Below are 22663 nucleotides of genomic sequence, written 5' to 3'. Positions count from 1 at the left end.
CTGGTGGGGCCATTCAATCCGCCAGCGCCATGGAAGTCATTTCAACTGCAACTGCAACAGTTGCAATTGAAATTATCGGTTACCGCATTTTTGCGTCCAACGCTGCCGTGTTGGAATCGGCAAATATCTTCTGAAGGTTGCTTTCACTCAGCCCACGAGTGGCAGGATAACGATCAAGTATCTCTGCGATGACATCCGCCTGATCGTAGACAGGACGTCCCGGCTTGAGCACCAGATCAAGAAGAGCGGCTATTGTCAGGTATTGGGAAGGCTTCACATCGGCTGGTGTTACAACGCCGCCGGCGAACGATTGGACCAGCTCTTCAATGTCCGAAGTTTTGAAAAGCAAATGGCAATTGGCAGGAGAAAATTTGGTAGCCCAGTCGACGCTATGGTAAGCCTCTGCCTCGGCGCGCTCGATTTGGCGCACCTCACCCGAGATTTCAAGTGCTATCTCGCGATTGCCAGCCGCCTCTATTATCCCTCTCGGATTGATGATCTGACCTTTACCGACGCCATAGACAGTAAAGAACCGCTGACCCAGCTCATCTATGAGACCTTCAGCGCACTCGCCCTTCAAACCATCAACGTTCAGATATGCGGCGCACCGGCCAGCATCGCATTGCGCCAGCAAGTCTTTGTCCGAAAGCTGAACGCCGGCCTCATCCTTTAACCAAAGCAGTGCTTGATCTACACTCAGCCACTGCAAACCAATCAGATCTTTCCGCACGTCGGGCGTCCTCGTCGAATAACTACGATGCGGAGCCTACCGCATTTTCTCCTTGGTCCTTGCTTCCTATGCGCAGTTTAGAAAGCGTCAAAGGATGGGGTTGAGTGTCGTCCATCTATTGGTCACTAGGCCGGATGTATTCCAAAATGCATTCCAAGCGCCATCTACAAAATATAAATATATCTACAAATCATACAGTTAGTGATCGGATTCAAATTACCCCGGCTCCACCACTTCAACATCTAAAGACGTCCACGGACGTCTTTTTTTGTGCCTGAAATCCAGTGAAATCAGGGCTTTCGCCGCCATTACCTTCCGTAGACGACTTTTGAGCTTCACCGGTTTTGGTCTTCCCAGCTTCCCGAAGCTAATCTTGGGAATACCAAATGTGGAATGGAGTTCTTCTCGTGCGCACTCAAATTACACGTATTTCCGACCGCCAGCTCAAAGCCTGTGAAGCGTGTGCACCCGGCTCCGAATGATCAAGACCGCCTACAGGTAAGGCGAGCAATTGAAGCACTTCACATACAGCAACACCACCGAGTTGCCTTGACTGCTCCTGCAGGCCAGGTTCCAAGTCACTCGCCCGAGAAGTAATCACTGTCGAGTTGCTTCACCTCGTAAACATCCTTAACGCTCACGCCTAGGTTGTTATCTACCATCAATCGCGCCAGCTCAACACCGTCGATCAATACCACTTTGATGTCCAGCCCCAGCGCCGCAATGCGAGCCCCTTCAGAGAACTCAGAGGTAGTGATGAACACGCCCTTACGCGCACGCTGGCGAGTCAGTGCGCCGATAAACTTGTCAATCTCCGGGCGATGCACCGTATTGGCCCAGCGCTTGGCCTGCAGATAGATAACATCGAGGCCAAGCTTGTCTTCTTTGATGATGCCGTCGATACCGTCATCATTGGTCGCTTGGGTAGCCTTACCAGCCTCTTTACGCGAACCGCCGTAACCCATTGCGATCATAAGATCGACTACCAACTGTTCAAAGAAGCTGGGGGTGGCCAACCGGACTTGCGTCAGCAACTCGTCTGCCAGGGACTGCATGAGGGTCTGATGCGCCTCGGCCAACTGTTCGTCTGGCGTGGTTTCGGAAATACCCACGTTCAGCAGGGAGGGAGCGTCAACTGATTGCGGTTTGGCCGTATGGAAGTCCGCAAACTCAGGAAACTGCTTCAACCAGCTCACAGTGATGCGCTGCGGACCATTGGTCAAAGCATCAAGGCCACGAGGGGTAATTTGCACCATGCCTTTGGCCGGAATGCATAGCAGCCCGGCCTTATTCAAATAGGTACGAGCCCAGCCCACTCGGTTGTTGATCACCGTCTGCTGACCAGAGGGTAGGCGCTCCTTGCGTTCGTCCTCGGTCAATTGGAATTGATCAGCGACCCTCTCGCGCAACTCATTGAGCGGCAGCGGCGCACCGCTCTGCACGGTGCTCAACACTGGGCGCATCACACTTTGAAAATCCGGAATTGCCACTGTTTCTCCTTAATTTTAGCGGCTGCTTTAGGCGCCGCCCACGCGAGCCTCATCGAAGGAAGCCGCGGTCTTGAGCATCTTCAAAATCACCAGCGCAAACGCGCGGCTCTTCGTTTCGTTATCCAGTACTTCCAGCGAGAGTTTCTCGTGTTCAGTCATAGCATCTAACACTGTATCGAGGACGCGTTTGGGAAAAAGGCCGTGCATCACTTGATCCACCGAATGGTTGTTCACCTGGGCCATCACATCTTCCTGACGGCTGATACGCTGGGCGATGCCAGTAAGGAACTGCAGCTGGTCGTCGTCCCTCACTTCGGCACCAAAGATATCGTTAAGCGCCTCAATGATTTCGGATAAGCGCTTCTTCTCCGGCTCATGCGGCTTACCGCTCCCCACGTCACTGCCGGGTTTGACGGTGTATTTGCCCGTCTCTTCGTTCAGGCGAAGCAGGTGTTCGGCGCGCTTACTCAGACGGTAGTGGCTCAGTTGCAACTCACCCACATCCACGTCGTCCTCTAGCAGGCGATCTACGCGCAGCAACGGGTACAGATGCTTGGCGTACACGCACAGCTGCAAGTTTACCCCGTAGAGCTCGCGGCCGGTCACAGAGGCGATGGCCTATTTTCACTCGGTTCCCATGACTTAAAGGTGCTACGGCCGTACTCAAACGTATGGCCAGCAACGATACGTCTGCTGCAACGCGTTCTCAAAATCGGGATTAGCAATCTATGTTGGCTTAGCCGACAAGAAATGGATCAGCCCGCCTAGCCATTTGAGTAGCGGGTTTTCTAAAACGACTGATCGTCTCAGTCCTACCTCCCCCCCTCCCCTCACTGAAACCATGACCACCAGCCAGCCCTTCGAACTCGACAGTACTCACCGCCACACGCCGCTAGCCGAAAGCTGGACGTGGAACACATGAGGCGCCATAACTTTGCTGAATCCTGGCTTCCAATCTTAATCATTCTCAACACTTAAACTAGCAAGTTAGCCAACTAACTAATTCAAACATCCACTTGAATTGCTCATCATCCGCTTGGCTATCGCTTTAACGATTAACCTAAAAAGTATTTCGCTTTCACATATATTTTACATTCCCCTACATATGATAATGTCATTACGACATCAACGCTGTTCCAACCAGAATCAAAGGGGTGTGTATGGCAGGTGTAATGGCATCCGTTAACAGCCGTACACAACTGGTCGGTCAGAACAGACTGGAATTATTGCTATTCCGCTTTAACGACCAACAGCTGTATGGCATTAACGTCTTTAAAGTCAGAGAAGTTATTCGCTGCCCTAAGCTATCTCTACTACCAAAGTCTAATAACAACATTTGTGGCGTTGCGAATATCCGTGGTGCTTGCATCCCCATTCTAGACCTTGCAATGGCTACCGGGCTGCCCGGCATCACAGATAAAGAAAGCGCTTTTATCATACTTACGGAGTACAACAACCGAGTTCAAGGTTTCTTGGTGTATGCAGTTGAACACATCGTTAACTTGAACTGGGAAGACATTCATCCGCCTCCCAAGGGCAGCGGTGACAACAATTACCTGACGGCGGTTACCCGTACCGATGATCGTCTGGTTGAAATCATCGATGTAGAAAAGGTGCTGACGGAAATCTCGCCCTCGTCCGAGGAAATTTCGATTGGTGTGGTGGATGACGCGGTCAATCAACAGGCTCGACACCTGCGAGTGCTGACCGTGGATGACTCGATGGTTGCGCGTAAACAGGTGACCCGCTGCCTGGAGACAGTGGGTGTCGAGGTCGTCGCCTTGAACGATGGTCGCCAGGCGCTGGATTACCTTCGGGCCATGCTTGACGAGGGGCGCAACCCGGATGAGGAGTTTCTGATGATGATTTCAGATATCGAAATGCCGGAAATGGACGGTTATACGCTGACCGCCGAAATCCGCAGCGACCCACGCATGGCCAAGTTGCATATCGTGCTGCACACGTCCCTATCGGGCGGTTTCAACCAGGCCATGGTCAAGAAAGTCGGGGCCGATGACTTCCTCGCGAAGTTTCGCCCGGATGACCTGGCAGGTCGCGTAGTCGCACGAATCAAGGCCGTGAGCCCTACCTGAAAGGCAAAACGACACTGCTCAAGCCAAGGAGGCTGATGAACAACGTATAAAAAGACCATCAACAGAGGGCATACCATGTTGAAGTGCAATGAACTCGATCTTCAGGCGCCTGATGGCGAGGCAAAGCCATTCTGGCGGGGCGGTGAGCCGTCGCAGGCGCCGTGCGCCTTGGGCTGCGGCGCTAAACCGGTCGCTACGGCCCCAGCGGCTGCGCCAGCAGTCCCAGCCATCCCCACATCGATGCAAAACGAATTAGTCGCCGCACAGGAAATCTGTAGTCGCGCTAAAACCGCCGTTGTCGAGATGTTCGGCCATGCCCGCATGGGCCGGGCACTGGAGCTTGAGCACATCAGTGCATTGGTGGAAGACATTTCGAGCTCTATCGCCCGCCACCCTAATGCCTTTATCAGCCTGGCACGCCTGAAAAGCATCGACGACTACACCTACATGCATTCAGTCGCCGTGTGTGCGTTGATGATTGCCCTCGGCAATCAATTGGGCCTCTCTACCGCACTGATTCGTCGCGTCGGCATGGCCGGGCTGTTGCACGACATCGGCAAAATGGCCATACCGGGCGCCATTCTCAACAAGCCTGGCCGGTTGAGCACTGACGAATTGCAGTTGGTGCGTACCCATCCACTGGAAGGGGAAAAAACCCTGCAAGCGACCTCGCAGATGTGCGAAATGGTCGTGGATGTGTGCCTGCATCACCACGAAAAAGTCGACGGCACCGGCTACCCCCATCAGTTGGTAGGGGACCAGATCAGTCTGGTGGCTCGGATGGCTGCGGTGTGCGATGTCTACGACGCAATCACCTCGGACCGCTCCTACAACCAGGGCTGGGACCCCGCCGTCGCCATCCAGCAAATGTCCACATGGGAAGGGCATTTTGATGACGAGGTATTCCGCGCGTTTTTAAAGTCCGTGGGTATTTACCCGGTCGGTTCTATCGTTCAATTGAAAAGTGGCAGTATCGGTGTAGTGATAGAACAACATCCCGAGTCGTTACTGACACCAAAAATCAAAGTGTTCTTTCTGCCCGTTCTAAATATTTATGTAACGCCGAAAATAATAGACCTGAGTGATCCCGAACAACCCGATCGAATTGTCGCGCGGGTACCGCCCCAGCGTTACGGTTTTAAAAACACCGAACGTTTATGGCTCGACGAAGAGATGCCCAAAGAGCATTAAGTAACTCCAAGCGCTGTACAGCATGTCCATGCCTAAGCAGCCAATGATAAAACACTGTGCCTTGTGCAAAAGAAGTACCGAAATGTCGACATTCGATGATGTTGACGACTATTAGCATGGGCAGGAAATATCATGAAATTCAACTCATTGCAGACTCGAATTTGCTTCACCGCCGGACTCTGCCTGTTTATCTCGTGTGCGAGCCTGGTCTCATATGGCCTTTATTCTTCAAGCGCCAATCAAGCGTATGTCGGCACTGAAGTTTCAGCCCTGATTGAAAGCGCCACTATCCGCGAAGTGCAAAACCTGGCTGAGTCGCGTGCCAATGCCATCCAGGCAAAACTGCAGAACGCCTTGGATTCAGCACGCACAATGGCCAATACGCTGGGAGCGAGTAAAAGTGCGCAGAGCCCACTGACCCTCAGCCGTGAGCAGATCAATACGATGCTGCTCAGCGTGCTCAAGGACAACCCCGACTTCAACGGCACGTATTCATGCTGGGAACCGGATGCGCTGGACGGCCAGGACCAAGCCTTTCGTATCAATGAGGGCGGTAACAACCCGTTGACCGGTCGCTTCACCCCCTACTGGACACGCAGTTCAGATGGCCATATCGCCGTGCAACCGCTGGTTGAGTACGACTCCGATGCCCGCCACCCCAATGGCGTGTTGAAGGGCGGCTGGTACTCAGGCCCACGGGACACCCAGAAAGAAAGCGTGCTGGACCCACTTCCCTACGTGGTGCAAGGCAAAAATGTGTGGCTGACCACGCTATCGGTACCTATCACTGCCAATGGCAAGTTCTACGGCGTGGTCGGGGCTGACTTCGATATCTCGTTTATCCAGAAACTCAGCGAGCAAATGTCCGCAGATCTGTATGGCGGCAAAGGCTCCGTGTCGATCCTGAGCAATCAAGGGCTCGTGGTGGCTGACAGTAAACGCCCGGAATTCATTGGCCAGTCACTGAAAGGCTTGTTGCCAGGCACTTGGGAAAAGGTGTTGGCGAATGTGCAAAAAGGCCAGGGAGACAGCCGGCTCAATCAGGACTCCCAGGAAATCGAAGTACAGATGCCGATCAATCTGGGGCGCACCGGCAAGCCGTGGGCGATTTTGATCCATCTGCCCAAGGCGGTGGTCATGAGCCAGGCCTTGGCCCTGGAGCAGGAACTGCAGTCACGCGGCGTCAAGAGCAGCATCTGGCAGGTCTCGGTCGGCGTAGGTGTCTCCTTGCTGGCATTGCTGGCGCTGTGGTTTGCCACTGCGAAAATCGTCGGCCCGATTCGTGAAGCTGCGGCTCTGGCCGCGAATATCAGTCTGGGTGATTTCTCTCGCCGGCTGGTGCAGAAATCTGATGACGAAGTCGGCCAATTGTCCTTTGCCTTGAACGATATGTCGGAAAGCCTGCAACGCCAGGTGCGTGTGGCCGAGCGTATTTCCGAAGGGGACCTGGATTTGGAAGTACGCCTGTCCTCGCCCAACGACACCCTCGGCAAATCGTTGGAAAAAATGGTCGGTAACCTGAACACCCTCATTTCCCAAGTGCAGGCCAGCGCCACGCAAATCACCGGCAGTTCCGCGCAGGTCACCGAGTTGAGCCAGTCGCTGTCCGACGGCGCGTCCAATTCTGCATCGTCCATCACCGAAATCAGTGCCGTTATGACCCAGATGGCAGCGCAGACTACCGACAACGCCGCCAATGCGAAGAAGGCGGACGAGCAATCCCAGGCCTCGCGCGCCGACGCCGGGGAAAGTGACAAGTTGATGAGTGAATTGATCGCGGCCATGGCGGAAATCGACAATTCGGGCAAAGACATCACCGCGATTATCACCACCATCGACAACATCGCCGCTCAAACCAACCTGCTGGCGTTGAACGCAGCTATCGAGGCCGCACGTGCCGGCGAACTGGGGCGTGGTTTTGCGGTGGTCGCCGACGAAGTCAGGAGCCTCGCCGCCCGCAGCGCCGAAGCCGCCCAGCAAACCGCCGCGTTGATTGCCGACTCCTCGACCAAAACGCAACGCGGCATGATCATCGCCGGGCGCACCGCCGACTCGTTGAGAAATATCGTTACTGGCACCAGCACGGTTTCCAGCCTGGTGTCGTTGATCTACCAAGCCTCCAGCGAACAGGCTTCCGGCCTGCAACAGGCGAGCATCGGCCTGGAGCAGATCGACGAAGTCACTCAGCAGAACCAGGCAAACTCCCAGCAATGTGCAGTGGCAGCCAAGAACCTGTCGGAACGGGCCAACTCCATGCAACAGGGCCTGAGCCGCTTCAAAGTCAAAGCCTCGTAATGCCTCACGCGAAGCCAGGGGGTCGTCAACCTCCTGGCCCAGCGACATAACCCACGCCCATTCATGAAATATTAAGAATCACCTCCCTATACTCATCGATTGTGAGCCGTTCCCTCAAACGATCCCCCTTCTCTCGGTAGCCAGACTCCATGACGCGTCCCGCTCCTCTGCTGCTCCTGCTTGCTGGTCTGCTGTTCTTCTTGGCCCTGGGTAACCATGAACTGCAAGGCTCCACCGAGGCCCGTGTCTCGGGCATTGCCATGGCCATGCACTTGGACAATGACTGGGTCGTACCGCAACTGTTTCGTGAGCCCTTCCTGGAAAAGCCGCCCCTAAGCCTGTGGCTGGACGCCGGAGCGATTCGCCTGTTTGGCGGCACACCTGGGGCGGTACGGCTGGCTTCGGCATTTGCCGGTCTGTTCAGCGTGATGCTGCTCTATGGAATGCTGCGCAGGTTCGGACGCCCAAAGGCACTGGCGTTTTGCGCAGCGCTGATCCTGGCGACCATGGCCAGTTACTGGGGCAATGTGCGCGGCGTGGGTGAAGACTCACTGCTCAGCCTGGGCGTGACCACCGCGCTGCTGGCGTTCTACCAAGCCGTGCGACCCGGACGTGAGGGTTCCAGTGCGTGGGCATGGATGCTGTTTACCGCCGGCATGGTGATCGCCACCCTGAGCAAAGGCGTGCTGGGCCTCGCGTTGCCGGGCATCGTGATCTTTGTGTACCTGACCAGCATCAGCCTGATGGACAAGCGCCTGCGTATCGGCGAGTGGCTCAAACCGGGCGTGTTCACCGTGCTGGCGTTGGTGCCGTTGATGATCTGGCTGGGCTTCCTGTTCCAGCGCGGCGGGATGCAGGCCGTGGGCGAAGTGCTGTGGACCAACAGCGTCGGGCGGTTCAGCGGGTCGTTCGTCGAGGCTGGGCATTACGAGCCGTTTTACTACTACTTCGCGAAGCTGCCGCAAGCGTTCCTGCCCTGGAATATCCTCGTGTACCTGGGCCTGTGGCACTTTCGAAAAAGCCTGGTGCGCGATCGCTACCGCCTGTTTTTCAGTGTCTGGCTGGTGGCGCAATTCACTCTGCTGACTCTGGCGTCCAGCAAGCGCACCGTTTACCTGATGGCACTCACGCCAGCCGCCGCCGTGCTCGCAGCAGAATATGCAGGTGTGCTGTTGGAATGGCTCAAGGTGCGCAAGCCGGCGCTGTACCGCTACCACCGGGGGGTGATCATCGGCGTGTTCAGCCTGGCAATGGTCAGCTACCTGACGGCTGCGTTCTGGTTCGCACCCAAAGCAGACAAGCGCGAGTCTTTCGTACCCGTGATCAGTCAGGCCAGGGCGTTTCAAACTGAAGGTAAGAATGTGGTGATGTTCCAGCCCAATGAGCGCATCGCCGGGGCGAGCGTGTTCTATCTGCAGGCCTACTTGCCGATCCTGCAGACCGAAGCTGAATTACACAGTTTTCTCACGGCCAAGCCCGGCAACATTGCATTGCTGGACAACACCCGCCAACTGAGCGGGAAGATCACCGTGATCAAGGAGATGAAGATCGGTCGCCAGCCTTACTACTTCATCGAGCAGTAAGGCCAGCGCACGCAGGGCATCAGTGCTTGGTGAGCTTGTCCAAGTAGCCCATGGCAAAGGCCGAGACCACGAAGGTCATGTGGATGATCACGTACCACATCAGGTGCTGGGGATCGACGTTCTTGGCGTCCATGAAGATGCGCAGCAGGTGGATCGAGGAAATCGCCACGATGGACGCCGCCACTTTCATCTTCAGCGACGAAGAGTCCATGGTGCCCAGCCAGTTGAGCTTTTCCTTGTTTTCATCGATATCCAGCTGCGACACGAAGTTCTCGTAGCCGGAAATCATCACCATCACCAGCAAGCCACCCACCAGCGCCATGTCGATCAACGACAGCAGCAGCAGGATCACTTCCGCTTCCAGCATGGTGAAAATGTTGGGAATCACGTGAATGATTTCCTGGAAGAATTTCAGCGCCAGGATCAATAAACCCAGGGATAACCCCAGGTAGATCGGCGCCAGCAGCCAGCGTGAAGCGTACATAGTGTTTTCGATAAAGCGTTCCATGGGGTCTCACACAGCTTGGCTAAAAATGGCGGCGAGTATACCAGCCGCTACAAGACACCTGTAAGCGCGAGAAAACTGACCCAGGCGGCATCTGTAAGAGAATTTTTCTGCTAGTGTCGAGCCCATCTCAACTCGGCTCGATGACGTCGGACAGGAAAAACTCAGATGATGGATGTGCGATCCCCTTTGGCCAGCATTGGCCTGTGCGCGGCATTGCTGCTGGCCAGCGGCTGCTCCCCCAGCGACGAGCAGAAGCAGACGACCCTCGAAGAGAAAACCGCCAAATTCGAACAGTCCCTCGACAGCATCCAAGACCCCAAACTGCGTGACGCCGTCGCCGACCTCGGCGGTTCGCTGCTATTGCTGGAACGGGCGCGGGTCAAACTGGCCACCAAGCCCATCGAGGCCGAGTACGGCGAAGACAACCTGGCCCTGCTCAAGCACTACCCCACGCCCCAGGCGCTGGTGGATACCTATATCAATGGCCTGTTCGTACTGCGCAAGACTTCACACTCCGACTACCTGACGGATTTGCAGCCGGTCTTCCCGTTCAGTTTCAACATGCCCGACCAATTCCCCTTCCCCCATGGCCTGGAATGGCAGTCGGTCACCTTGAGCAACAACAAAGTCATCCCCTTCCAGCCGGAATGGTCGGAGACAGACCCCGGCATTCAGTTAAGCCCCAGCAGCTCCAACCTGACCAACCCCGATGACCTGACGGTGACCTACCCCTTCATCGACGGCATCGAGACGGAAAACAAGAGCCAACCCCAGCCTGTCACCCTAAAAGGCGCGGTCGAAGTCATCGCGCCGGGCAAGGTGCTGACGTTCGACCTGTCGAAAAAGGACGTGGGTCACAAACGCACTGAGGGCAATATCACCCTCAATTTGCTGCTGCTGGAGAAGAACTACGCCGAAATCGAGCTGACCAACAGCGAGCCACTGGCCCCGCAAGTCGGCGACGAGTCGCCAAACCCTCTGCTGGTGCAGGCGCGCGACACTACCGGGCAATTCCTCACACGCTCAGGTTCGATCAACGAAAGTGCCGCGCAAGTGGCCTTCTACGAGAAACAGTTGGCCGAGATGCAAAAGCAGAAGGCCTGGTCGGAGGGGTTCGAAAAACAACTGACGGATGAACAGAAAGCTTTCGAGCATAAGCAGGGCAGTCATTACGCCAAGGTGTATTTCAACGGCCTGATCGATACCCTGCAGGTCAACGTGATGGACTTTTCCACGGCATCCGTTACCCGCAAGGACCTCGACTTGCCGGTGTTACGCTTCGACAAAAACAGCCTGGAAAAGACCGTACAAGCCTTGCCGATGCCGGTCACCGTCTACGACGACAGCGCTGCCAGCTGGCTCAAAGACTCGGCAATGACCGAAGAACAACTGAAAAACAGCGTCAGCATCAGCCAGTCTGTCGAAGACGCCAGTGCCGCGCATATCGTGTTCGACCACCCGTTCACCTTTAATGACGACCTGGTCGGTGCAGAGCGCAACAGCAGCGAATCGCCGATTACCTTTTTTACGGCGGACGAAAAAGGTGAGCGCGGCGACCCCATCGAGCTGCCGACCGAAGCGTTCGAGCTGAATCCGGCCCGTGGCACTCTCACCTACGACCTCACCCTGTTCCCGGAAAACCCGGCGTTTGTGGTGGGCTCAATCCCGCTGTTTTTGGCGACTATCGAGAAAGGTGAGTTAGACGTGGCCAAGCTGCCCAAGGGCTTGTCGCTCAAGGACAATGCGCTGATCGTCGATCAGAAAGAATTCCCGGCCGACAGCTGGCGCTTCTATGCCAAGGACGCCAGTGGCCAGTACCTCAAGGAAATCCTTGGGGTGAGCCACCGCGCCGAGGAATACGGCACGGCGATGTTTGACGTGCATTATTTCTACGGCCGACCGACCGCACTGGAAAGCTACCAGCGCACCGACCTGAACACCGTGCAGTACGGCTTCGAGGTCAAGCTGGACAAGCCCGACAGCAAGTGACCGCCACTACAGCGCAAGCGGCTCATGGTTGCCATTGAGCTGCCGCAGATGGGCTTGCATATGCAGGCACCAAATCTGTGGGTCGCCCGCCACTTCATAGCCGTGCATGGTCAGGCTATCCACAATCGATTCCAGGATGGTTTGCGCCGCAAAAGGCCCATGAAACGGGCCTTGGGACTTGATGGTGGACGGCTGTTCACCGGACATTCCGGCGGCAAATAACAAGGTCCACATCCCGTTATCCCCCGCGAGAGGGCGAATGGAGCATTCGATACGGGTGACCAGGCCAAAGCACTGGCGGGTAAGACAAAGGTTGCGCGGCATGGCGGCGACCCTCGGCAGATCGGTGTTCAGCCCGGCCTGGGGCAAGGCTGTTTCTATCCAGCGACTCCTGTGAATATCCCTAAAGCAGAGAATAGAAGAAAAACCCGACAAACCAAGGCCGTAGGGACCAACGGACATTAGTCCCTCAGATGGAAGTCAATTTAGTGACGCAACCAGTTCCAAATGTGGAAGGGGGCTTGCTCCCGATGCAGTGTGTCAGTCGACATCTACATGACTGACCTATCGCAATCGGGAACAAGCCCCCTCCCACATGTTTGACCCGGCCTGGCCTCAGAACTCAGGTGGGCTTGGCTTCGGCCAGCGCCTGCTGCGCCAACTCCTTCTCCGCCTCTTTCAAGTCTTCCTCGCTGATCATCTCGGCAATCGCACGCAAACGCTCGACCACTCGCGCATTGACGGTCCCTTCCGGGAACTGCCCCTCGGCGTCCGGCTCACCCGCGTCTTCACCCACCAACAGGCTCAACGCCTCATCGGCCTGGCGCACAGCGTAGATATGGAACTGCCCGGCGCGCACAGCCTGCAAGACCTTCTCATCAAGCATCAACGTGGCCACGTTGGCCTGAGGAATGATCGCCCCTTGCTCACCGGTCAAACCGCGCGCTTCACAGAGACGGAAGAAGCCTTCAATCTTCTCGTTGACCCCACCTACCGCCTGCACTTCACCAAACTGGTTGATCGAACCGGTGATGGCAAAACATTGCTTGAGCGGGGTTTTCGACAGGGCCGAGATCAAGGTGCACGCCTCGCCCAGGGACGCACTGTCGCCGTCCACATAACCGTAGGATTGCTCCAGCGCGATGCTCGCCGAGATCGCCAGCGGGAATTCCTGGGCATAACGGCTGCCCAGGTAACCCGTGAGGATCATCACGCCCTTGGAGTGAATCGGCTGACCGAGGTTAACCTCACGTTCGATGTCGACAATGCCGCTGCCGCCCGGGTACACCGTGGCGGAAATCCGCGCCGGTACGCCGAATGCCGAGTCACCGACTTCCAGCACCGTCAGCCCGTTGCACTTGCCCACGGCCGCACCGGCGGTGTCGATCAGGATCACCCCGGCGAGCATGTCATCCAGGATCCGTGCCGACACGCGGCCGGTACGGGTGGCCTTGGCTTTGAGGGCGCGCTCGATATGGCCGGCATCGGTCATCTCATCGCCGGCCAGGTGGCGGATAAAGTCCGCCTCGCTCACCAGTTGAAACAAGTCACCAATACGCGCCGACAAACGGCCCTGATGCTCCGCCAGCCGCGCGCTGTAAGTCGCCAGCCGCGCCACCGCGTCCGACGTCAACGGCGCCATGCCCTCTTCCGATGTTCGGGTTTTGAGCAACTGGGCGAACTGCTCCAGGCTTTCGTCGACCATCGGGATGTCTTCGTCGAAATCCACCAGCACCCGGAACATCTCCTGGAAGTCCGGATCGGCGTCCTGCAACGCGTAGTAAAGCTGGCGCGAACCGATAATGATCACCTTGACCTGCAACGGAATCATTTGCGGGTTGAGGGTCACGGTAGCCAGACGGCCCAGCTCGCCCAGAGGCGATTCCATCTTCAACTTGCGCGATTGCAGGGAGCGCTTGAGGGCGTCCCACACGAACGGCTCGCTGAGCATTTTTTCGGCTTCGAGGATCAGGAACCCGCCATTGGCACGGTGCAAGGCACCCGGTCGCAGTTGGCGATAGGTGGTGTAGAGCGCGCCCTGATCGGTGCTGTACTCGATACGGCCAAACAGGTTGTCGTACGTCGGGTGCGGTTCAAACACCACTGGGGCGCCGCCGTTGACCGGGTGCCCAACCACCAGGCTCGGGCAGTATTGCTCTTCGAGCAGCTTGCGGGCCTGGGCGTCGGTCTTGGCGTCGTCGACCAATTGCTCGACCACAGTTTTCAGCAGGTACACCTGCATCGCCTGCAAGTAACCGCAGACAGCTGCGTTCTCGGCGTATTTTTCCGACAGTGGCGCAAGCAAAGGTTGCAGGGCCAAGGTGATGGTTTCTTCGTTGAACTGGCGCAGTTGGTTGTTGGACTCACGCTTCCACTGCGGCAGGCTGGCCAACTCCTCGTTGAGGCGCTCTTCCAGCTCGGAAATATCTGTGTGGAAACGCTCGCGATCTACTTCCGGCAGTTGCGAAAACTCGGCTTCGTCCAGCGCCTTACCGTCGAGCATCGGCGTGAACGCGATGTTGGAACTGTCGCGGTACAGCGCCACGTCCTTTTCCAAAGCCAGGCGTTCGATCACATCGAGGGCCTTGTCGTAACGCTGGTTGAACGCGCGGTCGATGGCGCTTTTGCGCTGTTGATAAGTCGGGTGCTCAAAGACCGCCGGGAAGGTGGCCACCAGGTTGTCGACCAAGCCGTTGATATCGGCAATGAACGCCGCCGCAGCACCGCCTGGCAATTCCAGGGCGCGTGGTTCGCGGGGTTCATCGAAATTATTCACATAGACCCAGTCCGCCGGGGTCTGCAGGCGCTTGCCTTCGGCCTTCAGGTAGCGTTTGACGAACGAGAAGCGACCGGTGCCCGGCTCGCCCATGACAAACACGTTGTAACCGGGGCGTGGCATGGCCACACCGAACTGCAACGCTTCAACTGCGCGTTCCTGGCCAAGCACACCGCGAAAGGGCTCCAAATCATTGGTGGTCGAGAAGCTGAACTGTTCAGCGGAAAAAGGACGAGTCAGCGCTTCGGGCGCTAGACGCAGGCTGGCAGCAACAGGATCAGGCATCGGGCTTCCTTACATCAGGCGGGGCAGATGACGGCATTCTGGCTCCCCGTTGCGCGCTCTGGCAAGGCGAGCCTTTGTGAAAGCGTAGACACCGAATGAGTCCTACAAAAAAATCGCGACATCTCTGATTGTTTTATAAAAACACACGGAACCCTTGGAACGTGCCTAAACTCCAAACTGCGCGGGTTGGACTAATAACCGATCCCTAGGGCGCTATGAAGTGCCTGAACCCTTGTCCATTGGTTTGCACACAAAGAGAACAAAGCTATGAAACGGATCCTTCTCGGTACTCTCTTCACCGTCGTCTCCCTCAATGCAATGGCTGAAGCACCAGGTGGCCCGAACTGCGGTTGGGGCAACATGTTGTTCGAAGGCCAGCGCGGCACTCCGGCTCACTTCCTGGCTTCCACCACCAACGGTACTTCGGGTAACGCCACATTCGGCATGACCTCGGGCACCAACGGTTGCAGCACCAACAGCGCGCTGACCTACGGCGGCAAGTCCTGGATTGCCATGAATGGCATGATGAACGAGCTGTCCGAAGACATGGCCAAGGGTAATGGCGAAGCACTGACCACTTACGCGGTGGTACTGGGCGTTGCTCCGGAAGATCGCGAACACTTCGCTGCAGTGGCTCACGAACACTTCCAGCAAATCTTCAGCAAGGCCGATGTGACCGCTGAAGACGTGCACAACAACACTCTGGCTGTACTGAAAGGCGATGCCCGTCTGGCGAAATACGCTACCCAGGCTTAAGCTCGACCTGCCCGCGCCTCCCCAGGCGCGGGTTTTATTTTTGGACCCGCTTCCCCTTTGGGTCTCTCTAATTTCCGACTTAAGTTGCCCCTATGCTCAAACGCTTTGCCTGGATGGCACTCTTCGCCTGCGCCCCGCTGTACGCAGCACCGCACCTTGATGATCAACGTTTGCAGCAATTGGCCAACGATCCGTTCTGGCTTTCGCTGGGCCATTACGAAGCCGGCAAAATCAGTGGCTGGCGCAGTTATGTCAGCGAGCAGAAATTTTTCCTCGCCCCCGATGGTGCCCATCACCCGGATGCCGAACTCAAGGCCACCGTTGAAGCACTCTATGCTCCGGCCAGCCTGGGTGAAAAACACGCCCAATGTGTCTACCCCGCACGTACCCGCTGGTTAAAGGATCAGTTGCACCTGACTGACCTGCCCGCCGTGGACTGCACCGAATTCAAGCAATGGTTCAAGGACGTCTCGCCCCATAGCGCGGTGATGATCTTCCCGGCGGCCTACCTCAACAGCCCGTCCTCGATGTTCGGCCACACCCTGCTGCGTATCGACCAGGCCGACGTGCAGAGCAACAAGACCGCGCTGCTCAGCTACGCGATCAACTTCGGCGCCTATATAGAAGGCTCGGACAACAGCATTCTCTACGCCTGGAAAGGCCTGATGGGCGGCTACCCCGGTCTGTTCGCGCTGGTGCCTTACCAAGAAAAACTCTCCGAGTACCGCAGCCTCGAAAACCGCGACCTGTGGGAATATCGCCTTAACCTCACCCAGGTCGAGACCGAGCGCATGGTCGAGCACGTGTGGGAGCTCAAGCAGATCCAGTTCGACTATTTCTTCTTCGACGAAAACTGCTCCTATCGCCTGCTGGAACTGCTGCAAGTGGCCCGCCCCGGCCTGCGCCTGACCGAGCAATTCCCGCTGACCGCCATTCCCACCGACACCGTCAAGGCGGTGAAGGACGCGGGCCTGGTCGAGAAGATCGACTACCGACCGTCCCGCGAGCGAGAGTTGCTGGAGCGCGCAAAGCCGCTGGACAGCGACGAGCAGCAATGGGTGCTCAAGGTCAGCGATGACCAGCAGCAACTACAAGAGCCTGCTTTTAAAGCCTTACCCCGCGAACGTCAGGCCCTGATCATCGACGCCGCCTATCGCCTGGGCCGCTACCGTGCCAATGGCCTTGAACGGGACACCGCACGCTCCCAACGCAGCTTCGAACTGCTGCGCGCGATCAACCAGAACCCCGCGCCCGATCTAAAGATCACGCCTCCCGGCCTGCCGGAAAACGGCCATGAGTCGCGTACCTGGCAAGCTGGCATCGGCACCCGGGGCGACAAAGCCTTCGGTGAATACGGCCTGCGCATGGCCTACCACGACCTCAACGACAACGCCGAAGGCTTCCCCCTCGGCGCCCAGATTGAAATCCTGCAAATGAAACTGCGCCAGTACGAAGGTAACCACTGGCAATTGCAGCAACTGGACCTGGCTACCATCCGCTCCCTGACCCCACGCAACGCCCTGCTGCAACCCTGGTCCTGGCAAGTCACGGGCGGCCTGGAACGCGTGCCGGGCAAACACGACGACGAAACCCTGGTCGCCCACGTCAACGGCGGCGCTGGCGGCACCTGGCAACTACGCGACGACATGCTCGGCTTCGCCCTCGGTACCGTGCGCGTGGAACACAACAACGACTTCAACGAAGCCATCTCCCCCGCAGCCGGCTTCAACACCGGCGTGCTGTGGAAAAACCCGCTGGGCAACTTGAGCCTGGAAGCCAAGGGCGATTTCTTCACCAATGGTGAGGTGCGGCGCAGCATCAGCCTCAACCAACAGTGGGAACTGTCCCGTAACCTGGGCCTGCGCCTGAGCGCGCAGCGCGAGTACAGCCACCTGTCGACGCCAGTGAATGAAGTGATGCTTGAAGTGAAGTGGTATCACTACTGACCAAAGCCTGGTGAAAATCAAAAATGTGGGAGCGGGCTTGCCCCCAATGGCGGTCTTTCAGTTAAGCATTGACTGACACTCTGCTATCGGGAGCAAGCCACCTCCCATATTTTGTTAGCATTGCCCGCACAATCAGGAGTTCACTCGACATGGCCGTTACCTGCACCACCCTTGAAGACGTTCGAAACAACATCGACCGCCTCGACCAGCAAATCGTCACCCTGCTGGCCGAACGCGGCCGCTACGTATCACAGGCAGCACGCTTCAAAAAAGACACCGATGGCGTCAAAGCCCCACAGCGGGTTGAGCAGGTGATCACCAAGGTGCGGGAATTATCGGAGACCGTGGGCGCAAACCCCGAGGTAACCGAGCAGGTCTATCGCGCAATGATTGCGGCATTCATTGAGCAGGAATTGGCGGAACACAGGGCTTTGGCGAACAGCCAGGCCACATAGGCTCTTGTGGTGAGGGAGCCCAGCTTCCTCATCACCGGTTCGGCAGTCACCGACCGATCTCATCGTGCTCCACACCTTTCTCACACCCCTTTCACACCTCCCCGACAAATCCCTATCTAGACTTGCCCTATCAGCCGTTAAACGGCCAGGGAGCAAGCAATGTGGCGGTATGCAGTAATACTGTGTGCGATGGTGTGGCTGGCGGGTTGTCAATCGACTCATCAGGAATTGCTGGCCAGAGGTTATCCACCGGCCTTCGCCGATGGATTTGACGATGGCTGCAGCAGCGGTCGCCAGGCCGCCGGGGTGATTTCCGGGGAGTTTCGCAAAAATGTCCCGCGCTACCTGAAAGACCGGACATACGCCGAAGGCTGGGAGGACGGCTTTCGCCAGTGCAAGGCCATGCGTGAAAACGAAGAACTGCGCGACTACAAGGACAATCACTGGGACGACCGTGAGCGCGCCTGGCAGCACGAGAAGGATCGCGATGCCGCTCGGGCCTATCGCTCGCAATAGGTCGCTTTCAGACATCCATCGAAACTAAAGCGCAGCGAACATGGCCCAAGCTCCATAGAGGGAGAACGTCATGAGCCGAGCTTTTGTAAATGAGGATAACGCCGCCGCCCAGGCTGATCAGCCAGTGGAGCGTCAGGTCAGTGAGCAACCCAATCACTTGACCGCGCAAGGGTTGGCGCAGTTACAGGCCAAGGTTGCGCAGTTGAAGGCTGAGCACAGTGCCGAATCTGCCAAGGGTGAGCAGGCCGATAAGCAGCGCCAGGCCGATCTTGAGCGGGATTTACGCTACTTCAACCAACGCGTCCAGAGCGCCCAGGTCGTGGCGCTGGCCACCGGCACCGACAAGGTGCAGATCGGCAGCTGGGTGACCTTCGCCAATGAGCATGACGAGCAACAGCGCATCCAGTTGGTCGGTGAAGACCAGGCCGACGCCAGCACAGGCCTGATCAACTGGGGTTCACCCCTGGGCCGCGCGTTGCTGGGCGCCCAGGTGGGTGATGAGGTGCTGTGGAAGCGCCCCGTCGGCGATCAGCTGATCGAAGTGCTGCGTATCGAAGCCGAGACCTAGACGATGCCTTGGGCCAGCATCGCGTCGGCGACTTTCACGAAGCCTGCGATGTTCGCGCCCTTCACGTAGTTGATGCGGCCGTTTTCTTCGCCGTAGTGCACGCAAGCGTGGTGGATCGACTGCATGATGTTGTGCAGCTTGCTGTCCACTTCACCAGCGGTCCACAGCAAGCGCATGGCGTTCTGCGACATTTCCAGGCCACTCACCGCCACGCCGCCGGCATTGGATGCCTTGCCCGGTGCGAACAGAATGCCCGCCTCGATAAAGATATCCACAGCCTCAAGCGTTGTAGGCATGTTGGCGCCTTCGGCCACGCAAATACAGCCGTTGCGCAGCAAGGTGCGGGCGGCGTCGGCGCCGAGTTCATTCTGGGTGGCGCATGGCAGGGCGATATCGCAGGCCAGGTCCCACGGCGTTTGCCCCTTGCGGAACTCCAGGCCGAAACGCTCGGCCAGTTCGCTGATGCGCCCACGCTGAACGTTTTTAAGCTCCAGCAGCGCCGACCACTGTTCTTCGGTCAAACCACTTTCGGCGTACAGGGTGCCTTCGGAGTCAGACAAGGAAATCACCTTGCCGCCCAGGTCCATCACCTTGCGCGCCGCGTATTGGGCGACGTTGCCTGAGCCGGAGACCGCCACACGCTTGCCCTCGACCCGTTTACCGTCGCGCTTGAGCATCTCTTCGGCGAAGTACACGCAACCAAAACCGGTCGCTTCCGGACGGATCAGACTGCCGCCGTAGGTCATGCCTTTGCCGGTCAACACGGAGGTGAACTGGTTGCTCAGGCGCTTGTACTGGCCAAACAGGAAGCCGATCTCACGTGCACCCACGCCGATATCGCCAGCCGGCACATCCACATCCGCACCGATATGGCGGTACAGCTCGCTCATGAATGCCTGGCAAAAACGCATGACTTCGGCGTCGCTCTTACCTTTTGGATCAAAGTCCGAGCCGCCTTTGCCGCCGCCCATTGGCAACGAAGTCAGGGAGTTCTTGAAGGTCTGTTCGAAGGCGAGGAATTTCAGCACGCCCAGGTTCACCGACGGGTGGAAACGCAGGCCACCTTTGTAGGGACCGATGGCGCTGTTCATCTGGATACGGAAACCGCGATTGACCTGGACCTTGCCGTGATCATCGACCCACGAAACCCGGAACGTTATCGCTCGTTCCGGCTCGCAGATGCGCTCCAAAATACCCGAGGTCAGGTAATGGGGATTGGCTTCAAGAAACGGCCACAGACTGCGTAGGACTTCTTCTACAGCCTGGTGGAATTCTGGCTGGTCTGGGTCGCGTTTTTTGAGGCGGGCAAGGAAGGATTCGACGGATTCGATCATGAAAAGTCTCGGCAAATTGATTGTTTTTAAGGGAGATTGAGCCGGACTTTATCAATTCATGTCGCACCGCGACAGGGCAAAATGTCGCTTTTGTGAATTTAAATGGTGCATTGGATATAAATAAACACAGGAAACAGGGGTTTTTCGCACCTAAAAGGGGATTGCCAAGGCGGGTTACGCACCAGTCGGGAAATAGCTATCGGGGGCAAGCCCCCTCCCACATTTTGAATGTGTTCACAAATCAAATGTGGGAGGGGGCTTGCTCCCGATAGGGCCATCAAAAACACTGCAAAACCCCAGCGCAAAAAAAAGCGGAGCCCGAGGGCCCCGCTTTTTTCAACCAGCCGGATCAGGCCAGTTTTTTGTGCCGTACACGGTGCGGCTGGGCAGCAGCTTCGCCCAAACGCTTTTTACGGTCCGCTTCGTACTCGGTGTAGTTACCTTCGAAGAACACCGCTTGGGAGTCGTCTTCGTACGCCAGGATGTGGGTCGCGACGCGGTCAAGGAACCACCGATCGTGAGAGATCACAATGGCGGCGCCAGGGAAGTCCAGCAGGGCTTCTTCCAGGGAACGCAGGGTTTCAACGTCGAGGTCGTTGGACGGTTCGTCGAGCAGCAGCACGTTGCCGCCCTCTTTCAAGGTCAGGGCCAGGTGCAAGCGACCGCGCTCACCGCCGGACAAGTCCTTGACGAACTTCTGCTGATCGCCGCCCTTGAAGTTGAAGCGGCCAACATAGGTGCGCGACGGAATTTCATAGTTGCCGATGCGGATCTGGTCAGAGCCGTCGGAGATTTGCTGGAACACGGTCTTGCTGCCGTCGAGGTCATCACGGCTCTGGTCCACACAGGCCAGTTGCACGGTTTCGCCGATCTCGATGCTGCCCGAATCCGGCGTTTCCTTGCCCATCAGCATGCGGAACAGCGTGGATTTACCCGCACCGTTACCGCCGATAACGCCGACGATCGCGCCTTTTGGCATGGAGAACGACAGGTTGTCGATCAACACGCGGTCGCCATAGCCTTTGGAAACGTTCTTGAATTCGATGACCTTGTCACCCAGGCGCGGACCGGCCGGGATATAGATCTCGTTGGTTTCGCTGCGCTTTTGGAATTCCTGGGACTGCATTTCTTCGAAGCGTTGCAGACGTGCCTTGGATTTGGACTGGCGGGCCTTGGCGCCTTTGCGCACCCACTCCAGTTCTTCCTTCATGGCTTTTTCATGGGCCGATTGCTGCTTGGATTCGGCGGCCAGACGATCGGACTTGGCTTCCAGCCAACCGGAGTAGTTGCCCTCGTACGGGATACCGGCGCCACGGTCGAGCTCAAGAATCCAGCCGGCCACGTTGTCCAGGAAGTACCGGTCGTGCGTGATCGCAACCACGGTGCCCGGGAAATCGTGAAGGAAATGTTCCAGCCAGGCGACGGAGTCGGCGTCCAAGTGGTTGGTTGGTTCGTCGAGCAGCAGCATGTCGGGGGCCGACAGCAGCAGGCGGCACAGGGCCACACGACGCTTTTCACCACCGGACAGGAATTCGACCTTGGCGTCCCAAGCAGGCAAGCGCAGCGCATCAGCGGCGACTTCCAGTTGGCGTTCCAGGTTATGACCGTCACTGGCCTGCAGAATGGCTTCGAGCTTGGCCTGTTCGGCGGCCAGCTTGTCGAAGTCGGCATCCGGCTCGGCGTAGGCGGCGTAGACTTCGTCCAGGCGCGCCTGGGCGTTTTTGATCACGCTGACCGCTTCCTCGACCACTTCACGCACAGTCTTGGTTGGGTCCAGGATTGGTTCCTGCGGCAGGTAACCGATGTTCAGTTCCGGCATCGGGCGGGCTTCGCCTTCGAACTCGGTGTCGACGCCGGCCATGATTTTCAGCAGCGTGGACTTACCCGAACCGTTGAGGCCGAGCACGCCGATTTTGGCGCCGGGGAAGAAGGACAGCGAAATATTTTTCAGGATTTCCCGCTTCGGCGGAACAACTTTTCCCAGCCGATGCATGGTGAAGACGTATTGAGCCATGGTGAACCTAGCGTCAGTGACTGATGAATTAAGCGGGCGAAGCCCGTGCCAAGCCATGCGCCGCGCGGGCCGTTGACTATCATCAATGCCAGCGAGCGAAAAAAGCCTGAGTATCTGGGGCTGGAACGCCCCCG

At 57.3% G+C, this 22663-nt stretch carries 17 protein-coding genes and 2 pseudogenes; 11 read left to right on the top strand and 8 right to left on the bottom strand.

The features are described 5' to 3' along the window. Nucleotides 1–79: 79 nt before the first annotated feature. The 3 genes and pseudogenes from BW43_RS23235 to BW43_RS23245 form a co-directional block, all read right to left on the bottom strand. The gene (locus BW43_RS23235; RefSeq protein ID WP_032884693.1) at nt 80–730 is read right to left on the bottom strand and encodes a hypothetical protein; all 651 of its coding nucleotides are present in this window, start codon (nt 728–730) and stop codon (nt 80–82) included. 578 nt (nt 731–1308) lie between these two features. After that, nucleotides 1309–2220 (bottom strand): restriction endonuclease, encoded by a 912-nt coding sequence (locus BW43_RS23240; RefSeq protein WP_081797595.1) that lies wholly within the window; start codon nt 2218–2220, stop codon nt 1309–1311. A gap of 27 nt (nt 2221–2247) precedes the next feature. Beyond that, nucleotides 2248–2793 (bottom strand): annotated as a pseudogene (locus BW43_RS23245) (type I restriction endonuclease subunit R); the annotation flags it as partial. Nucleotides 2794–3380: 587 nt separating this feature from the next. On the opposite strand from BW43_RS23245, the gene BW43_RS23250 reads away from it, so the two are divergent. The 5 genes and pseudogenes from BW43_RS23250 (at nt 3381) to BW43_RS23265 (ending at nt 9382) form a co-directional block, all read left to right on the top strand. Then, nucleotides 3381–4313, top strand: coding sequence for a chemotaxis protein CheV (locus tag BW43_RS23250; protein ID WP_032884688.1), 933 nt, complete (start codon nt 3381–3383; stop codon nt 4311–4313). 75 nt (nt 4314–4388) lie between these two features. Continuing rightward, the gene (locus BW43_RS23255; RefSeq protein WP_081797593.1) at nt 4389–5504 is read left to right on the top strand and encodes an HD-GYP domain-containing protein; all 1116 of its coding nucleotides are present in this window, start codon (nt 4389–4391) and stop codon (nt 5502–5504) included. A 132-nt stretch (nt 5505–5636) separates the two neighbouring features. Continuing rightward, a pseudogene (locus BW43_RS29485) lies at nt 5637–6899 on the top strand (HAMP domain-containing protein); the annotation flags it as partial. Continuing rightward, a complete protein-coding gene (locus BW43_RS29480; RefSeq protein ID WP_371260674.1) occupies nt 6894–7799 on the top strand; it encodes a methyl-accepting chemotaxis protein in 906 nt (301 codons plus the stop codon). The pseudogene BW43_RS29485 and the gene BW43_RS29480, both read left to right, overlap by 6 nt. Before the next feature lie 149 nt (nt 7800–7948). Continuing rightward, nucleotides 7949–9382 (top strand): glycosyltransferase family 39 protein, encoded by a 1434-nt coding sequence (locus BW43_RS23265; RefSeq protein WP_032884684.1) that lies wholly within the window; start codon nt 7949–7951, stop codon nt 9380–9382. 19 nt (nt 9383–9401) lie between these two features. Here BW43_RS23265 and BW43_RS23270 read toward each other — a convergent pair whose 3' ends face one another. Further along, on the bottom strand, nt 9402–9890 hold the full coding sequence (locus BW43_RS23270) for a TIGR00645 family protein (protein WP_005791582.1): 489 nt from the start codon (nt 9888–9890) through the stop codon (nt 9402–9404). Between the two features lie 165 nt (nt 9891–10055). On the opposite strand from BW43_RS23270, the gene BW43_RS23275 reads away from it, so the two are divergent. Beyond that, the gene (locus BW43_RS23275; protein ID WP_081797591.1) at nt 10056–11879 is read left to right on the top strand and encodes a hypothetical protein; all 1824 of its coding nucleotides are present in this window, start codon (nt 10056–10058) and stop codon (nt 11877–11879) included. 6 nt (nt 11880–11885) lie between these two features. On the opposite strand, the gene BW43_RS0127195 is transcribed toward BW43_RS23275, so the two are convergent. Both BW43_RS0127195 and BW43_RS23280 read right to left on the bottom strand, forming a co-directional pair. After that, complete coding sequence (locus BW43_RS0127195; protein WP_032884774.1) at nt 11886–12203, bottom strand: hypothetical protein; 318 nt, start codon at nt 12201–12203, stop codon at nt 11886–11888. 298 nt (nt 12204–12501) lie between these two features. Then, on the bottom strand, nt 12502–14940 hold the full coding sequence (locus BW43_RS23280) for a Lon protease family protein (RefSeq protein WP_032884683.1): 2439 nt from the start codon (nt 14938–14940) through the stop codon (nt 12502–12504). Nucleotides 14941–15207: 267 nt separating this feature from the next. Here BW43_RS23280 and BW43_RS23285 point away from each other — a divergent pair, with 267 nt between their 5' ends. The 5 genes from BW43_RS23285 to BW43_RS23305 all read left to right on the top strand — a co-directional run bounded on the left by BW43_RS23285 (nt 15208) and on the right by BW43_RS23305 (nt 19181). Further along, nucleotides 15208–15696 carry a DUF3015 domain-containing protein gene (locus BW43_RS23285; protein ID WP_027605327.1) on the top strand — a complete coding sequence of 163 codons (489 nt, stop codon included), beginning with the start codon at nt 15208–15210 and terminating at the stop codon, nt 15694–15696. 92 nt (nt 15697–15788) lie between these two features. Continuing rightward, nucleotides 15789–17642: a DUF4105 domain-containing protein gene (locus BW43_RS23290; RefSeq protein WP_032884682.1), complete on the top strand. Its 1854-nt coding sequence runs from the start codon at nt 15789–15791 to the stop codon at nt 17640–17642. A 149-nt stretch (nt 17643–17791) separates the two neighbouring features. After that, nucleotides 17792–18097, top strand: coding sequence for a chorismate mutase (locus tag BW43_RS23295; RefSeq protein ID WP_032884681.1), 306 nt, complete (start codon nt 17792–17794; stop codon nt 18095–18097). Between the two features lie 159 nt (nt 18098–18256). Next, nucleotides 18257–18613 (top strand): hypothetical protein, encoded by a 357-nt coding sequence (locus tag BW43_RS23300; RefSeq protein ID WP_032884679.1) that lies wholly within the window; start codon nt 18257–18259, stop codon nt 18611–18613. A gap of 70 nt (nt 18614–18683) precedes the next feature. Then, nucleotides 18684–19181, top strand: a complete 498-nt coding sequence (locus tag BW43_RS23305) for a GreA/GreB family elongation factor (protein WP_032884678.1) — start codon at nt 18684–18686, stop codon at nt 19179–19181. Here the strand turns inward: BW43_RS23305 and gdhA are convergent. Further along, nucleotides 19178–20515 (bottom strand): NADP-specific glutamate dehydrogenase, encoded by a 1338-nt coding sequence (gene gdhA / locus BW43_RS23310; protein WP_032884677.1) that lies wholly within the window; start codon nt 20513–20515, stop codon nt 19178–19180. The two genes, BW43_RS23305 and gdhA, sit on opposite strands and share 4 nt — an antisense overlap. Nucleotides 20516–20864: 349 nt before the next feature. Then, nucleotides 20865–22529, bottom strand: coding sequence for an energy-dependent translational throttle protein EttA (ettA, locus tag BW43_RS23315; RefSeq protein WP_032884676.1), 1665 nt, complete (start codon nt 22527–22529; stop codon nt 20865–20867). Nucleotides 22530–22663: the final 134 nt, after the last annotated feature.

The sequence above is a fragment of the Pseudomonas sp. RIT357 genome, from assembly GCF_000632245.1.
In the GTDB taxonomy this organism is placed as follows: Bacteria; Pseudomonadota; Gammaproteobacteria; order Pseudomonadales; family Pseudomonadaceae; genus Aquipseudomonas; species Aquipseudomonas sivasensis.
Note: the sequence above shows the minus strand (reverse complement) of the source record. Positions and strands in the feature narration are given on the sequence as shown.

What these genes read in the sequence shown, in the direction of transcription:
- BW43_RS0127195 (WP_032884774.1), bottom strand. Translation starts at nt 12,203, where the DNA reads ATGCCGCGCAACCTTTGTCTTACCCGCCAGTGCTTTGGCCTGGTCACC.
- BW43_RS23290 (WP_032884682.1), top strand. Translation starts at nt 15,789, where the DNA reads ATGCTCAAACGCTTTGCCTGGATGGCACTCTTCGCCTGCGCCCCGCTG.
- BW43_RS23265 (WP_032884684.1), top strand. Translation starts at nt 7,949, where the DNA reads ATGACGCGTCCCGCTCCTCTGCTGCTCCTGCTTGCTGGTCTGCTGTTC.
- gdhA (WP_032884677.1), bottom strand. Translation starts at nt 20,515, where the DNA reads ATGATCGAATCCGTCGAATCCTTCCTTGCCCGCCTCAAAAAACGCGAC.
- BW43_RS23280 (WP_032884683.1), bottom strand. Translation starts at nt 14,940, where the DNA reads ATGCCTGATCCTGTTGCTGCCAGCCTGCGTCTAGCGCCCGAAGCGCTG.
- BW43_RS29480 (WP_371260674.1), top strand. Translation starts at nt 6,894, where the DNA reads ATGTCGGAAAGCCTGCAACGCCAGGTGCGTGTGGCCGAGCGTATTTCC.
- BW43_RS23275 (WP_081797591.1), top strand. Translation starts at nt 10,056, where the DNA reads ATGATGGATGTGCGATCCCCTTTGGCCAGCATTGGCCTGTGCGCGGCA.
- BW43_RS23285 (WP_027605327.1), top strand. Translation starts at nt 15,208, where the DNA reads ATGAAACGGATCCTTCTCGGTACTCTCTTCACCGTCGTCTCCCTCAAT.
- BW43_RS23250 (WP_032884688.1), top strand. Translation starts at nt 3,381, where the DNA reads ATGGCAGGTGTAATGGCATCCGTTAACAGCCGTACACAACTGGTCGGT.
- ettA (WP_032884676.1), bottom strand. Translation starts at nt 22,529, where the DNA reads ATGGCTCAATACGTCTTCACCATGCATCGGCTGGGAAAAGTTGTTCCG.
- BW43_RS23305 (WP_032884678.1), top strand. Translation starts at nt 18,684, where the DNA reads ATGAGCCGAGCTTTTGTAAATGAGGATAACGCCGCCGCCCAGGCTGAT.
- BW43_RS23255 (WP_081797593.1), top strand. Translation starts at nt 4,389, where the DNA reads ATGTTGAAGTGCAATGAACTCGATCTTCAGGCGCCTGATGGCGAGGCA.
- BW43_RS23300 (WP_032884679.1), top strand. Translation starts at nt 18,257, where the DNA reads ATGTGGCGGTATGCAGTAATACTGTGTGCGATGGTGTGGCTGGCGGGT.
- BW43_RS23270 (WP_005791582.1), bottom strand. Translation starts at nt 9,890, where the DNA reads ATGGAACGCTTTATCGAAAACACTATGTACGCTTCACGCTGGCTGCTG.
- BW43_RS23295 (WP_032884681.1), top strand. Translation starts at nt 17,792, where the DNA reads ATGGCCGTTACCTGCACCACCCTTGAAGACGTTCGAAACAACATCGAC.